The organism is Afipia broomeae ATCC 49717, assembly GCF_000314675.2.
GTDB lineage: Bacteria > Pseudomonadota > Alphaproteobacteria > Rhizobiales > Xanthobacteraceae > Afipia > Afipia broomeae.
On record NZ_KB375284.1, the window covers coordinates 464,479 to 480,160 of the forward strand.

Genomic DNA, 15,682 nt, shown 5'->3' on the forward strand with positions numbered 1-15,682 from the left:
ACGGGAGATCAACATGGGTTTCGAGGGACTTGAGCTTCGCTCTTTGATCAAGAAGAGCGGTGAACTCGAACTGTCGCTGGTCAAGGTCAAGATTCCGGAGCCGGCGGCCGACGAAGTCATCGTCCGGGTCGAAGGCTCGCCGATCAACCCTTCCGACCTTGGCCTCCTTGTCGGTACCGCGGACATGACGACGGCCAAATCATCCGGTGCCGGCGATAGTGTCGTCGTGACTGCATCCGTCCCCGAACCGCTGATGAAAGCCATGGCGGGGCGGCTCGATGAATCGATGCCCGTCGGCAACGAAGGCGCCGGTGTCGTCGTCGCGGCTGGAAGCTCCAGCAGGGCGCAGGCGATGATGGGCAAGATGGTCGCAATGATCGGCGGCGCGATGTATGCGCAATACCGCTGCATCAAGGCCGCCGACTGCATGGTGCTTCCCGACGGAACGACAGCAGCAGAAGGCGCGTCGAGTTTCGTCAATCCGCTGACGGCGCTCGGCATGACCGAGACCATGCGGCGGGAAGGACACAAGGCGCTCGTGCATACCGCTGCGGCGTCAAATCTCGGCCAGATGCTCAACAAGATTTGCCTCGCGGACGGTATCGGCCTTGTCAACATCGTGCGCAGCGCCGAACAGGAAGAGATTCTCCGCAAGCTCGGCGCGACTCACGTTTGCAATTCCACCGCCGCGACTTTCATGGACGATCTGACCCAGGCGCTGGTGGAAACCGGCGCGACGCTCGCATTCGATGCGATCGGCGGCGGCAAGCTGGCGGGCCAGATCCTGAGCTGCATGGAAGTTGCCGCCAACAAGACCGCGAAAGTGTACAGCCGCTACGGATCGACCGTGCACAAGCAGGTCTATATTTACGGCGGCCTCGACATGCGCCCGACCGAGATCAACCGGAATTTCGGAATGACCTGGGGCATCGGCGGCTGGCTGCTGTTTCCGTTCCTGCAAAAAATCGGACCAGCCGAAGCGCAGAAGCTGCGCGAACGCGTTGCCGCCGAACTCAAGACCACATTTGCCAGTCACTACACGCAAGTCGTGTCGCTTCAGGAAGCGCTGCAGCTCTCGAATATTGCAGCTTATGCGAAGCGGGCGACGGGCGAGAAGTTTCTCATCAATCCGAACAAGGCCTGATCGCTCCGGCCTCCAGGCAGCGGATGCGTTCGATACCTTTCGACGTCCAACAAAAAAGGCCCCGGGAAACCGGGGCCTTAAGTTGTCTGGAGAAATTATTGGTATCTCTTAGTACTTCGCGACGACCGGGCCACCCCAGTTGAAGCGGTAGTTCAGACCAACCTTCACAGTGTGAATGTCGTCCGTGTAGGAGAGGGCGCGAGCACCAGCGTTGGTGTAGGCAACGTTGGTGGTGTCGAAGTTGTAGTACTGGTACTCAACCTTCGCCGACCAGGCCGGAGCGAACATGTATTCGAGACCGCCGCCGACGGTGTAGCCGGTGGATTTGCGATCGGTCACAGCCGGCAGGAAGCCAGCGGTCGCGGCGAGGCCGTTGTCGTCACGGAATGCGACACCGCCCTTGGCGTAGATCAGGCCCGGACCCCAGGTGTAGCCGAGGCGGCCGGTGACCGAAGCGAGCCAGTCGGAACGGTCACGGAACGAGTTCACGCCGCTGGTGAAAGTACGGTCGCTGTTCGAGAGGCCGGAAATCTGGCCTTCGATACCAACCAGCCAGTTCGGAGCGAACTGGTAGTCAGCGCCGATCTGACCGCCGCCGAGGAAGGCTGCGTCGCGGTTGCTGCCGACGAGGGTCGGGTCGGTGGTGGTGAAGCCGTTGTCGCCGCCGAAAGCAGCGCCGATGTGCACACCAGCGTAGAAGCCGGTCCAGTTGTAGATCGGCGCAGGCGCGTAAACAGGCGCCTTGGTGTAGGTGCGCGGACCCATGTCAGCGGCGAATGAAGCAGTTGAAGCAAGCAAAGCAGCCGAAAAAGCTGCCAGTGCGAAACGATGACCCATCTCTCTTCTCCCCATGTTGAGTTGGGCGAACCCTATTGGCCCCCCAGTTAATGAGAAATGTACAGAGGGCCGGATCGGTTCCGGCACAGGGAGCCCGCCGTTGCTTTGTCTTTCGACGTGACAAAAAAGACACGGCGGGGGCCGATTCCGAAAGGAAAGGTTAAGCATAACGGGGAGCACGGCGCGTCCTGGGGAGTTTCCGGGACGATCATCCAGCCCGCAACCCAGCCGCCTTCAGCATCCCCGGCAGATGCTCTTCAGCCGGCGAGACAGCATTTCGTCCTCCGCCTTCATTTCCTGTAACGAATCCACCGGCTTTGGTTTCGCCTCAGCTTCCGCCCTTTTGGCGGCGAGCGCCCTGGCCTGACGGTCGTAGCAGGCTTCCCGGTCCGGCTTCGAATCGATGAAGCGGCATTGCTCCACCTTTGCGAAGCCCGGGGAAATTCCGGCCAGCACAAACACAGTGATTGAGATCTGGAAAAGTTTCATCGGGTGCTCGCCATGGCCGATACCGAATTCTTTATGACGCAATAGACGGTGCGAAGTCCACGTTTGTCCGACAATAGACGTCCGCAGAACGTCAGAACAGCATTCAGGCTGTGGGCCAATTCCGCGGATCACCGGACAGGACGATATTGCGGATTGTTCAGACGCGGGCGATAACTTGCGGACTATAAGCCGTGACAGCACGCACCGCATCCGGGGGCATCACATGACGCTCAGTTCGATGACACGCGAGGCTTCAACGCAACCCGATTTTCCAGGATTTGAAGCGGGCGCCCCCTGGTGGGGCGGTTACCTTCAGACCATCGCCGGCGCACTCCCCACGGTAAGTCCGCGTGACCTCGACCGGTATCCAAGCGAGCAACTGTTCGCACCCGTTCTGGACGGCACCGGGGACACCCTGGTTGCAATGCTCCATCGTCCGGAGCGCCCGACCATCGACCGATGCGTCGTCCTGCTGATTCATGGCGTGAGCGGCAGCGAAGACAGCAGCTACATTCTACGCTCGGCGGCTTACTTCCTGAATCTCGGCTATCCCGTCCTGCGCGCCAACCTGCGGGGCGCCGGTCCGTCGCGTCCGCTCTGCAAGCTTCAGTACAATGCCGGCACGACCGACGATCTCGTCCATCTGGTCTCGATGGTGCCGGCCGATCTGCGATCCAACGGAATCGCAGCGATGGGCTTTTCCCTCGGCGCGAATGTGCTGCTGAAATTTCTGGGCGAGCGCGGCTCATCAGCGCCTCTCAGAGCAGCCATTGCCGTCTCTTCCCCTCTCGATCTGGCGGCCGTGTCGCGCCGGTTCATGCGGTGGGACAACGCGCTGTTTCAGTTCGCGATCCTTTCCCAATTGAGAACGGAAAGCGTCAAGCCCGCCGCGGAGCTTTCAAAGCAGGAGCGCAATGCGGCTCTCGCGGCGCGCACCATCTGGGACTTCGATCAGACTTTCACCGCACCCCGTAACGGCTTTAGCGGTGCGGAGGACTATTACACACGCTCATCGTGCGCTTCATTTCTGGAGCACATCGCTGTCCCTACGCTCGTGATCTACGCGGCTAACGATCCGATCGTCCCAAGCGAGGCCTATCTTCAATACAAGTGGGACAGGAATCCAAAACTGGTTCGGCTGCTATCGCAATCCGGGGGTCATTGCGGATTTCGGGGGGCCGATTCTCATGCGCGCTGGAATGATGTTTGCGCCGCCCGGTTCTTGAAAGGCATCGAGCAAACTTGAGCGGGGCGTGTCGCACGCCTGGCCGCAGACGACCTCGGTGTTCATCCGACGAGGCTGCGTGAGGGGGTGAAGAAGCCCGCCGACGATCCGCAACATAAAGTTTCCGAGTCACATTCGGTGATAATGCGATTTCGTCCCGTCCGCTTGGCCTTGAGCAAGGCTGTATCCGCTCTGTGGAGCAGGCCGAGAATGTCCTCGCCCGTCGCCGCCGCTTCGGCAGCACCGATGCTGACGGTGACCGACAAATTTGCCGTGGTGATCTCAAGGCTTTCCACCATACCACGCAGTCGTTCGGCGACTTCGACGCATCCGGCCAGGTCGGTGCTGGGCAGGAATATGCCGAACTCTTCTCCACCTAGGCGACCGACGATGTCGGTGGCGCGTAACCCGGCTTTAAAGGTATCCACCAAGGCCTTGAGCACCTGATCGCCGACGTCGTGGCCGTACTGATCGTTGATCGCCTTGAAGTGGTCGGCATCGATCATGAGACAACTGCTCGGCGTCTTGCCCCGGCGACCCAGCAGTAGCTCGCGCTCGCACATGTTAAGGAATGTCTTGCGCCTTAGTGCGCCTGTCAGGCCATCGATCGAGGCCAGGAGCCGTAGTTCCAATTGCTCGTTGACGAGAGCGGCCAGGTCTTTCAACAGCCCCAGTTCCTGAGGGCTAATGTCCCGCGGCGACGTGTCGATGGCGCAGACCGCGCCGAGCGGCACCCCGTCTGAGGAAACCACCGGATAGCCGGCATAAAATCTGATATGGGGATCGCCCAGGACCAGCGGATTGCCGTTGAAACGTAAATCCTGCGTCGTATCGGTCACGACCATGGCGCCGTTTGCCAAGATCGTGTGGGCACAAAAGGAAGAGCTTCGGGGAGTCTCTGTGGCTGCCAGCCCTATTCGCGACTTGAACCACTGCCTGTGGTCATCGACCAGTGACACCGCAGCCATCGGAACCCGCAGGGCCGCCGCGACGATCCGGGTGATTCGGTCAAAGGTTTCCTCTGGTGCGGTATCGAGAATATCGTATCGGCGGAGGGCCTGCAGACGCAGGTCCTCATTCGTATCGCTGGACAAGTGCACCTCCCCTGAATCTGACGGGACGGTAATCTGCACAGCTTAACGAATGATAGTTCCTCCAAGCAGTTCTGGTCGTCCTGACGGAAGTGGCGACGCCAAACCGTTATAGGAAATGTCCGAAATTCATTTGCCGAACGCCAAAAGCCGCCAGTCCGCGCTGCCTGGCATGTTCGGCGATGCTACGAAACATGGTATCGAGAGAGTTATCCTCATCGGTCTCATTGCCAATACCTGCATCGAATCCACCGGCCGGTACGTAATGGAGCTGGTTATCACGTCACGTTGGTGACTGACGGCTCCATTCTGCTGAAGAACGTAAGGCGCGTGTTGGCCGGGAGTATAGCCGCGAACTCCCGGTCAAAGTGTTTGCTGACAATGCCGTTTGATTGAACACGGGTTTCGCCAGGGTGGCCCGGTTGGTTATGGTCTCAGGCGAATGCTCGTTGACGAGAGCAAAGCGCCAAAAGGCGAACTCTCGGAGCTGGCGGAGAGAGCGGGATTCGAACCCGCGATACGGTTTCCCGTATACACACTTTCCAGGCGTGCGCCTTCAACCACTCGGCCACCTCTCCACGCGCCTGTCATGAAGGGGCCCGCGCCGTTTTGCAAGAGAGCGCGGGCGCTCACCGGAAATATTCCGTAAATATTTGAAGTTCTGAGGCTAATTGACCATAGGCCGGGGCTGAAAACGCGTCGATTCGCGGATACAGCCATCTCCCATAGGCGGCGCGCCGGCGACCCGCAACGGACGAACGACCGACGGCAATATGCTCGGCCCCGCCCCCACATGCGCGTTTTCGAGCGCCTCGATGAAGTCGGAGAACCAGCGATGGATGGTGCCGGCACGCAGCTTGGTCATCATCGCCTCCCACCGCATCCGGCGCTCGGATGCCGGCATCGACAACGCCACGGCAATGGTCCGCGCCATGCCGTCGATGTCGTGCGGATTGACCAGCAGCGCGGTGTCGAGTTCATTCGCGGCGCCGGCGAATTTTGACAGAACGAGCACGCCGGGGTCGATCGGATTCTGGGCCGCGACATATTCCTTGGCGACGAGATTCATGCCGTCGTGCAGCGGCGTCACCACGCCGACCTGTGCGGCGCGATAGAACCCCGCAAGCACGGTCTGGCTGAAACCCTTGTTGAGATAGCGGATCGGCGTCCAGTCCACCTCGCCATGGCGCCCGTTGACGTCCGTCACCTGCTTCGACAGCTCGTCCTGCAAATTGCTGTAAGCCTGGATGCCGCCGCGCGACGGGGTCGCGATCTGCAGCAATGAGACCGACCGCTTCAGCGAGGGCTGGATTTCAAACAGGCGATCGAACGCGCTGATGCGATTGACCAAGCCCTTGGAGTAATCGACGCGGTCAACACCGATCGCGAGCCGTTCGCCGTGAAGGCTCTTGCGCAGCCGCGACACGTCCGGATGCGACGCCGCGCGCTGGGCTTGCGCTGCGAAACCGTCAACATCGATGCCGATCGGAAATACCGCGAGGCGTGAGGTCCCGAACCGCGACGTGACGATGCCGTCCTCGACGTCGAGGCCGATCTCCGCGCGCAGATAGGCGGTGAAATTTTCGCAATCGTCCTCGGTCTGAAAGCCGATCAGATCATAGGCGAGCATGGCCTCGACCAGATCGCGGTGATGCGGAACGCCGGCAAAGACGCGGCGCGCCGGCCACGGCGTATGGAGAAAAAAGCCCAGCGGACTGCGGACGCCAAGCTCGCGCATCTCCGCGCCCAGCGTGAGGAAATGATAGTCCTGAATCCAGAACGCGGCCGTCGGCTTGTTGAAGCGCATCAGCGCGCGCGCCATGAAGGCGTTCACTTCTCGATAGGACTGATAGTCATCCTGCGAGACACGGATCAGATCGTTGCGGGAATGAAGTGCGGGCCATAACGCGGAATTCGCGAAACCTTCGTAATATCCGCCGTAATGCGCAGCAGGAAGATCGAGCAGCGCCAGCGCGCCTGCGCCAAGCGATTCGATTTCAGCGAAAGAATCCTTGGATAGATTATCACGAACGCGGCCGGACGAACCGACCCAGATTGCACCTGATTTTTCCACCACAGGCAGCAACGCTGCTGCCAGTCCACCGGTCATTGGCTCATTTGCTTTTGCGCGTGCGACCCGATTGGAGACGACGACGAGATCCACAGGGTGCCCTCCCTAGTTCTGCAAACGCAAAAACAACGCTTGTTCATCAATATGGTTCCTCGCCATCCTTCAGACCGATTGACGTCGAATTTGTTGGCAAGAAATGGAACCGAGTTCCATTGCGTGAAGCGTGGCCGATTAAAAACGATTTGCCTAGTCTTGACACATTCGGAATCGCGCGACGCGTATCCATGCAAAATACCGTCGCGTATTTCATATTTCCTCGCGATGAAAAAGAATCTGATTCAGCTTTCCAATAGCAGCAACACTAACTGCGCCAGTAGCGATCTTCCCAGTTCCGCGACAGTTTCATGCCGGTGAGAATCAATCCCGCCATCGAATAGGTCTGCGGGAAATTTCCAAACAGCGCGCCGGTTTTCGGATCGATATCTTCTGACAACAACCCGTAGCGATTGCGATGCGACAGCGCATCAGCAAATGCCTCGCGCGCCTCCTCGCGTCGTCCCTGCTGCCACCATGCATCGATCAGCCAGAACCGGCAGATCAGAAACGCCGTCGCCGGCAATCCGAAATCGTCTTCTGCCGCGTAGCGCATCATGTGCTTCTCGCGCAGAAGCTCACGCTCCATCGCCGCGACCGTCTTGATGAAACGCGGATCGTCGACCTCACACACACCGAGATCCGGCAGGAGCAAGACGCTGGCGTCGAGATCGTCCGATCCGAAGGCTGCGGTGAACGCTTCCCGTTTCGGATTCCACGCCTTGTCGAGCAGCTCCTTGTGAATCGGATCGGCAACCGAATTCCAGTACGCCGCGCGATCATGCAGACCGAGACGTGTGGCGATGGAGGCGAGGCGGTTGACGCCCGCCCAGCACATCGCCGCCGAATGGGTATGAACGCGCTGGCGGCCGCGGTATTCCCAGATGCCGGCGTCCGGCTGCAGCGCGACGCTTGCGGCCTTCTCTCCGAGATCCTCGAGCAGACGAAACAGCTTCTCGCCACCCGGCGTCGGCAGACGGCGGTCGAAGAACAGCGGCAAGGCGGCGAGGATCACGCTGCCATAGGTGTCATGCTGGCTCTGTTCGACGGCTGCGTTGCCGATGCGCACCGGACCGTCACCGCGGTACCCTTTGAGATCGGTCGCGATCCATTCGTCGAGCGGCAGGTTCGGCACCACGCTGTAAACCGGCTTCAGCGGCCCGTCCGCGTTGGCCGCGATCGACAACGTGAAGCCGATGAAGTCCTCCATCGTCTGGGTCGCGCCGACGCGGTTGAGCGCCTTCACCACGAAATAGGCGTCGCGCAGCCAGCAGAACCGGTAGTCCCAGGTGCGACCCGAACCCGGCGCTTCCGGGATCGATGTGGTGTGCGCAGCGATGATTCCGCCAGTCTCCTCGAAGTTCGACAGCTTCAGCGTGATCGCAGCGCGAATGATCGCTTCCTGATAGTCGTAGGAAATATAGAGGCGCCGCACCCAGTGCAGCCAGTAAGCCCTCGTCTGCTCGGCGAAGGAGGTCGCGGTCGCCGCAAGATCACCGGGATACGGCTCGTCGTGGCCGAACACCATATGCACCGGCCGCGTCAGCACGAACGGCGTTTCATGCTCAATCATCGCGATCGGCGCATCGGTGGTGACGCGAACCGTGGATTCTTCCTCGACATAGCGGATGTGATTGCTGCCGAGCGAGCTTCGCTTCAGCGGTTTGCCGTAGGAATGCGTGGGACGGACACGGATGGTGATGCGCGGCAATCCGGCAATCGGCTCGATGATCCGGAACAACTGCGGCGGCCGGAACATGCGGCCGTACTGCCGGAAGCGCGGCGCGAAATCCGTGATCCGGACCGCGTTGCCTTTGGCATCTGTCAGAATGGTCTCAACCAGGGCGGTGTTGCGGACGTAGTCGGACTTGTATTCCACCATGCCGTCCAGCACGACGTCGCTGAAACCTTTCTCCTCGTCGCCTGCAACCAGGCGCGAGAACACCGGATCGGCATCGAAGCGCGGGAAACACCACCACACCAGCCGCGATGTCGGATCGACCAGCGCGGCGGTCTTGCAGTTGCCGATCACCGCCAGATCGAGGCCATGGTCGATCTTCGCGCCTGCTTCAATCTGGGACTTCGTCATTGCCTTGGGAATATTCATTGCGCCGCCATCGCCTCGTCATCAAGCAAGTGTGTCAACCATGCGCGGACGTCCTTCGGAGCCCTGAACTGCCCGTCGACCCCGTGAGCGCGGCGGCCCACCGAGAATGATACGCCGCGGAACGCCGGCATGATGGCGAACACGGATTCGTCGGTGACATCATCACCAATGAAGATGGGATTGCGGCCGGAGAACGGCGCATGACTCATCAGTTCGCGGACACCGGTCGCCTTGGTGAAACCCGCGGGCTTGATCTCGCACACGAACTTTCCCGGCAACACCTCGATCGGCGCCTGCGGAAGATCGGCCCGGATTGCGGATACGGCTTCGTAGATCGTTCGCTCGAACTGCGGCGCCAGCCGGTAATGCAATGCGATCGAGTAACCCTTGTCCTCGTAAAGAATACCGGGACTGAGATGCGAGATCGCGATGAACCGTTTTTTCAGATCGTTGTCCATCGGCGGCGCATGCGACGCCACCGCCTCGTTCTCGATCGACAGCCGCATTTCGGCGCCATGACCGCCGACTGCGGGAAACTGCAGCGGCGCGAAGATGACATCGATATCGGTCAGCGAGCGGCCGCTGACCAGCGCCAGCGCACCATCCAGCCGATCATGCAGCGCCTGAAGCGTGCTTGCCAGATTTGGCGGCACCACGACATCACGCGGCGTCGGCGCCAGCTCCAGCAAGGTGCCGTCGATGTCGAGTAACAGGGCCGTCTGGTCGAGGTCCGGCACAATTCCCGCCGGAGCAGACAACATGTCGCCCGCGCCCGTTGCCGGGATTTTTTCAATCACGCGATGATCCATCAGTTGTTCTGCGCAGCAAGCGGCCGCGCAACCTCCTCAAGTGATTTGCGCTCGGCATCGATGCAGTAGCGCCACGCGATGAGCGCAGCGGCAACCATCAGAACCGATCCGAGCAGGTAACCGGCGAACACGCTGCCGCGCGAGCCGGTATCGATCAGAACTCCAAACAGCGCCGGCCCCGCGACGCCTCCGATGCCGGTGCCGATCGCATAGAACAGCGCGATGGCCAGAGCGCGGACCTCGAGCGGAAAGGTTTCGCTCACGGTCAGATACGCGGCGCTGGCCGCCGGCGACGCAAAGAAGAAGATCACCATCCAGGCGATCGTCTGGGTTTGCGCAGTGAGCACGCCGATCGAGAACAGGTAGCCCGACACGGCAAGCAGAATACCGGACACGCTGTAGGTCAGCGCGATCATGGTGCGCCGTCCCACGGTATCGAACAACGATCCGAGCAGCAGCGGCCCGAGAAAGTTTCCGGCGGCGAACGGCAGAATGTACCAGCCGATGTTCGCGGCGGGGATAGCGAAGAAATCTGTCAAAACCAAAGCATAGGTGAAGAAAATCGCGTTGTAGAAGAACGCCTGGGCCACCATCAGGGACAGTCCGACCAGCGAGCGGCTACGATAGGTATGGAACAGGGTGTCGGCAACTTCGCGCAGCGGTGTATGCGTCCGCATCGTCAGCCTGATCTTCGGCAACGGATGATCGGGTTTGCCGCCGCCGGGCACCGCACGTTCGATATCCGCGACGATTTTCAGGGCACGCTCGGGCTGACCGTGAATCATCAGCCAGCGCGGGCTTTCGGGAATCCATAACCGCATCACGAATACGACCAGACCAAGGCCCGCGCCGGTCAGAAATGCCAGCCGCCAACCCAGTTCAGGATCGATCACGGCGGGATCGAGCAGCACAATCGCGCTCACCGCGCCGATGGCTGCGCCGATCCAGAAGCTGCCGTTGACGATCAGATCGGTACGGCCGCGATAGCGCGCAGGCACCAGTTCCTGAATCGTTGAATTGATCGCTGTGTACTCGCCGCCGATCCCCGCGCCGGTGATGAACCGAAACAGCGCGAAGCTCGCAAGATTCCACGAGAAGGCTGTTGCCGCTGTCGCCGTGAGATAAACGGCCAGCGTGACGAAAAACAGTTTCTTGCGCCCGATGCGATCGGTCAGCCAGCCGAAGCCGATGGCGCCGAGCACTGCGCCGGCAAGATAGGCGCTGGTCGCAATACCGATGTCGGTGTTGCTGAATTTCAGAACCGGGCTGCTTTTAAATGCACCCGACAATGCCCCGGCAAGAGTGACCTCGAGCCCGTCGAGAATCCATGTGATGCCGAGTGCCGCGATGACGCGGGTATGAAAGCCGCCCCATGGCAGCGAATCCAGCCGCGCGGGAATATCGGTCTCAACGGCACCCTTTGCGAGCGCGGCGGAAACGGGAGCGCTTCCTTGCTGCGAGACTTGTGCCGGGGACATCTGGATGTTTGTCAAAACTGACATCCCGCCGTCCTTTTCACCGGTTTCACTCTCGACCTTTCGATTGGACGCCGTAACCGGCGATGGCAGGCGGCAGCCGCTGCGGGATGGCTCTGGAACCTTGCAATCCCGCCTCCCCGAAACGGCAACAATTTCAACGGCAAGGCCTGAACCGCCCGTCCACACCTGACCGCCGGATGGCGGGTAAACCCGCCGCCGCCCATCCAGACAACACCGACATGGGAAGGAGGTTCCAATTGGAACCGCCGGCCGATCACGCGACAGGGCCGTTCATCATTCCGGGCGTTTCGCGAATAATCTCACCAGTCATTCCAGGGTGAGGCGCCTGGTGCAGGCCTGCAATCCATGATTGCGGAATTCTGTGTCGTGACCGTGGATTCCGGGGTGGTGCGAAAGGGGGACCCATAACCACCGCACGCCGTGGCAATGCAGGGACACGATCAAGCAGAGCGATACAACTGTTGTTTCTGTCATTCCGGGGCGCGCCTCTTCGCGCGAACCCGGAATCCATTTCTCCAACACCGCGATGGATTCCGGGCTCGCGCAACGCGCGCCCCGGAATGACAAGTGGGGAAATCCGACCTCGAAACATTTCGTGATGGGGATACGCGTCCCCGCGCTCTCAACCTCTCTTAAGTTCGCCATGTCCTGTTCGTGAGGGGCGCTTCTCGAGGGCGCTTTGAAGCGGAGCAGGATGCGGCGCCTGCGCGCGTGTCTCGCAAACACGCGTCCGGGAGGCTGGGGTCACCGTCCGGGCCAACTATGTGGCTCTGCCGTTCGCCGGCTGGACGCGGAGCGGACGAAGGCGGCGAAAGCCGTCCGGATCAGGGGTCGAGTAACCTCCCCCGTCCGCACCCGGAAGTACGGTCCCCTCACCCAAAATCGCCGCAATGGAGCGCCGCAAGGCGATGCGCTTCCGGAAGACCATCGCCTCGCACGCGATGCCGGAAGCGAAACAACACAAAGGTGCGCCTCGCGGCGCTCCATGCCCCTCATATTGAGGGCGCGAACGAGGCAGGCCTCGCGCGATGCGCGAGAACGAATGTGCACGCCTTTCGTTGGCGCGAATGGAGCAACCCCCACGCGCATGCTGTTTGAAAATTGAATCTGGCAAATGACGATGAGCCGCTGAGGACTGGTGAGAGATTGGGCATGCCATCGCAATCCAAAGTTAGCCGTCACCGGACAATTCCTTTCGCATCTGCGAGATCAACACCGAGAGACATCGCGCATCGAACACGCGACGCGTTTCACGCTCAGATGATCGTGCAATGACATCCTCGACGAAAATCGGCGTTGCAAAGTTTTGCGCGCCGGTTGTTAATTAGAACAATTACAAAAACCGTTTTCTGAAAATCACTTCGGAATAACCTGGGAGGTGCTTGTGTCTACAGTCAAACTGACCGTCAACGGCAAGGCGGTGTCTGCCGACGTCGAGGATCGAACGCTGCTGGTCCACCTGCTGCGCGACCATCTTGGGCTTACCGGCACGCATGTCGGATGCGACACCAGCCAGTGCGGCGCCTGCATCGTTCACATCGACGGGCGCGCGGTTAAATCCTGCACAACCCTGGTCGGCCAAGCCAACGGCGCCAACGTCACCACCATCGAGGGCATTTCCAAGGGCGATACCCTGCATCCGATGCAGGCTGCCTTTCGTGACAATCATGGCCTTCAGTGCGGGTATTGCACGCCGGGCATGATCATGAGCGCCATCGACATCGTGCAGCGCCATCCCGCCGGCCTCGACGAGGAAACCGTTCGTCACGAGCTGGAAGGTAACATCTGCCGCTGCACCGGCTACCACAACATCGTCAAATCGGTGCTCGACGCCGCCGGACGCATGAAGGTTGCCGCCGCCGCGGAATGATCCGCAGCGACGACCCAATAATCAGATGTGCAACTGCCCGCGCTGCTCGCGCGATCAAGGCAGCCCTTATGGAAAGGTCGGGATTATGAGTGTTGAAGGTATTGGCGCACGGGTCACGCGCAAGGAAGACAAGCGTTTCATCACGGGCAAGGGCAAATACACCGATGACGTCCGCCTCCACGGCATGACCTACGCGTCGTTCGTCCGCAGCCCGCACGCCCACGCGAAGATCAAAAGCATCAATGTCGACGCCGCCAAGGCCATGCCGGGTGTTGTCGACGTGTTGACCGGCCAGCAGCTTGTCGATGACAAGATCGGCAATCTGATCTGCGGCTGGATGATCCATTCCAAGGACGGCTCGCCGATGAAAATGGGTGCGTGGCCGGCGATGGCGCCGGAAACGGTACGCTTCGTCGGAAACGCCGTCGCAGTCGTCATCGCAGAAACCCGCAATCAGGCGCGCGACGCGGCGGAAGCCGTCGAGGTCACTTACCAGGAACTGCCGGCGGTCGCAGATATCCGCTCAGCCATCGCACCCGGCGCGCCGCAACTTCATCCCGAAGCGCCGGGCAACGTGATCTATGACTGGAGCATCGGCGACGAAGCCGCCACCGGCGAGGCCTTCAAGAAGGCCGCCAATGTTGTGGCGATGGACATCACCAACAACCGGCTGGTGCCGAATGCGATGGAGCCGCGCGCGGCGGTTGCAGAATACGATTCCGCGGAAGAGCATTTCACTCTTTATACAACATCGCAGAATCCGCATGTCGCGCGCCTCGTGCTGTCGGCGTTCTATAATGTCGCGGCGGAAAACAAGCTGCGCGTGATCGCGCCCGATGTCGGCGGCGGCTTCGGCTCAAAGATCTTCATCTATCCTGAGGAAATGGTGGCGCTGTGGGCCTCCAAGCGCACCGGCCGGCCGGTGAAATGGACATCAGACCGCACCGAGGCGTTCCTCACCGACGCACACGGCCGCGATCACATCACCAGGGCCGAGATGGCTTTCGACAAGGACAACAAGATCATCGGCCTGCGGGTGAAGACCCACGCCAATCTCGGCGCTTACATGTCGCTGTTCTCGTCGTCGGTGCCGACCTATCTCTACGCCACGCTGCTGTCGGGCCAGTACAACATCCCGAACATCTATGCCGAGGTGGTCAGCGTCTACACCAACACCACGCCGGTCGATGCCTATCGCGGCGCGGGCCGTCCCGAAGCTTCTTTCGTGATGGAGCGGATGATGGAAACCGCGGCGCGGCAGCTCAAGGTCGATCCGGCCGAACTGCGGCGCAAGAACTTCATCACCAGCTTCCCGCATCAGACGCCGGTCATCATGGCCTATGACGCCGGCGACTTTAACGCCTCGCTCGACGCAGCCTTGAAAGCCATCGACTATGCCGGCTTCCCTGCCCGCAAGGCGAAGGCGAAGGCAGAAGGCAAGCTGCGCGGCATCGGCTTCTCCTGTTACATCGAAGCCTGCGGCATCGCGCCGTCAAAAGCCGTCGGCAGCCTCGGTGCTGGCGTCGGCCTGTGGGAATCCTGCGAGGTACGGGTCAATCCCGTTGGCACCATCGAGATCCTGACCGGATCGCACAGCCACGGACAGGGCCATGAGACGACGTTTGCCCAGGTCGTCGCGGACCGTCTCGGCATTCCGATCGGTCAGGTGTCGATCGTTCACGGCGACACCGACAAGGTGCAGTTCGGCATGGGCACTTACGGCTCACGCTCTGGCGCGGTCGGCATGTCGGCCATCGTCAAGGCGATGGAGAAGGTCGAAGCCAAGGCGAAGAAGATCGTCGCGCATCAACTGGAGGCCTCCGAGAACGATATCGTCATCGAGAACGGCGAATTCAAAGTCACCGGCACCGACAAGGCGATCGCGCTGCCGATGGTCGCACTCGCCGCCTACACCGCGCACAACCTGCCGGACGGCATGGAGCCCGGGCTGAAAGAAACCGCGTTCTACGATCCGACCAATTTCACGTTCCCCGCCGGCGCCTATGTCTGCGAGGTCGACGTCGATCCCGGCACCGGCAAGACCGACATCGTCAACTTCGTCGCGGCGGACGACTTTGGACGCCTGATCAACCCGATGATCGTCGAAGGCCAGGTTCACGGCGGCCTCGCCCAGGGCATCGGGCAGGCAATGCTCGAAGGCGCGGTCTACGACAAGAGCGGCCAGCTCGTGACGGCATCGTTCATGGACTACGCCATGCCGCGCGCCGATGACCTGCCCTCGTTCAAGGTGTCGCACACCATGACCCCGTGCCCGAGCAATCCGCTCGGCATCAAGGGATGCGGCGAAGCCGGCGCCATCGGCTCAACACCCGCGGTGATCAACGCGATCACCGACGCTATCGGAAACAACAAGCTCGAAATGCCGGCCTCGCCCGACCGGGTGTGGCACGCCATTCATCAGCAACAGGCCGCAGAGTAAGGACGGG

Annotated in this window: 11 protein-coding genes and 1 tRNA gene; 4 read left to right on the top strand and 8 right to left on the bottom strand. The window is 60.9% G+C overall.

The genetic code is table 11. The features are described from left to right. Positions 1-13 precede the first annotated feature (13 nt). Positions 14-1,144 (top strand): zinc-binding dehydrogenase, encoded by a 1,131-nt coding sequence (locus HMPREF9695_RS21690; protein ID WP_006023053.1) that lies wholly within the window; start codon positions 14-16, stop codon positions 1,142-1,144. Between the two features lie 108 nt (positions 1,145-1,252). On the opposite strand, the gene HMPREF9695_RS21695 is transcribed toward HMPREF9695_RS21690, so the two are convergent. Then, positions 1,253-1,981, bottom strand: a complete 729-nt coding sequence (locus HMPREF9695_RS21695; protein WP_006023054.1) for an outer membrane protein — start codon at positions 1,979-1,981, stop codon at positions 1,253-1,255. Positions 1,982-2,215: 234 nt separating this feature from the next. Next, a complete protein-coding gene (locus HMPREF9695_RS21700) occupies positions 2,216-2,470 on the bottom strand; it encodes a hypothetical protein (protein ID WP_006023055.1) in 255 nt (84 codons plus the stop codon). Between the two features lie 223 nt (positions 2,471-2,693). Between HMPREF9695_RS21700 and HMPREF9695_RS21705 the strand changes: the two genes are divergently transcribed. Next, positions 2,694-3,716 carry a YheT family hydrolase gene (locus HMPREF9695_RS21705; protein ID WP_006023056.1) on the top strand — a complete coding sequence of 341 codons (1,023 nt, stop codon included), beginning with the start codon at positions 2,694-2,696 and terminating at the stop codon, positions 3,714-3,716. Positions 3,717-3,757: 41 nt separating this feature from the next. On the opposite strand, the gene HMPREF9695_RS21710 is transcribed toward HMPREF9695_RS21705, so the two are convergent. The 6 genes from HMPREF9695_RS21710 to HMPREF9695_RS21735 form a co-directional block, all read right to left on the bottom strand. After that, complete coding sequence (locus HMPREF9695_RS21710) at positions 3,758-4,789, bottom strand: sensor domain-containing diguanylate cyclase (protein ID WP_006023057.1); 1,032 nt, start codon at positions 4,787-4,789, stop codon at positions 3,758-3,760. Between the two features lie 485 nt (positions 4,790-5,274). Next, positions 5,275-5,364: transfer RNA gene (locus tag HMPREF9695_RS21715), tRNA-Ser, on the bottom strand. Between the two features lie 89 nt (positions 5,365-5,453). Next, positions 5,454-6,950, bottom strand: coding sequence for an alpha,alpha-trehalose-phosphate synthase (UDP-forming) (locus HMPREF9695_RS21720; protein WP_006023058.1), 1,497 nt, complete (start codon positions 6,948-6,950; stop codon positions 5,454-5,456). A 268-nt stretch (positions 6,951-7,218) separates the two neighbouring features. Then, positions 7,219-9,057: a glycoside hydrolase family 15 protein gene (locus HMPREF9695_RS21725; protein ID WP_006023059.1), complete on the bottom strand. Its 1,839-nt coding sequence runs from the start codon at positions 9,055-9,057 to the stop codon at positions 7,219-7,221. Further along, positions 9,054-9,818 (bottom strand): trehalose-phosphatase, encoded by a 765-nt coding sequence (gene otsB / locus HMPREF9695_RS21730; RefSeq protein WP_245258812.1) that lies wholly within the window; start codon positions 9,816-9,818, stop codon positions 9,054-9,056. Before otsB ends, HMPREF9695_RS21725 begins: the two co-directional genes overlap by 4 nt. Before the next feature lie 47 nt (positions 9,819-9,865). Continuing rightward, the gene (locus HMPREF9695_RS21735) at positions 9,866-11,368 is read right to left on the bottom strand and encodes an MFS transporter (protein ID WP_006023061.1); all 1,503 of its coding nucleotides are present in this window, start codon (positions 11,366-11,368) and stop codon (positions 9,866-9,868) included. 1,381 nt (positions 11,369-12,749) lie between these two features. Here HMPREF9695_RS21735 and HMPREF9695_RS21740 point away from each other — a divergent pair. Both HMPREF9695_RS21740 and HMPREF9695_RS21745 read left to right on the top strand, forming a co-directional pair. Beyond that, positions 12,750-13,235: a (2Fe-2S)-binding protein gene (locus HMPREF9695_RS21740; protein ID WP_006023062.1), complete on the top strand. Its 486-nt coding sequence runs from the start codon at positions 12,750-12,752 to the stop codon at positions 13,233-13,235. An 85-nt stretch (positions 13,236-13,320) separates the two neighbouring features. Then, complete coding sequence (locus HMPREF9695_RS21745) at positions 13,321-15,675, top strand: xanthine dehydrogenase family protein molybdopterin-binding subunit (protein WP_006023063.1); 2,355 nt, start codon at positions 13,321-13,323, stop codon at positions 15,673-15,675. Positions 15,676-15,682: the final 7 nt, after the last annotated feature.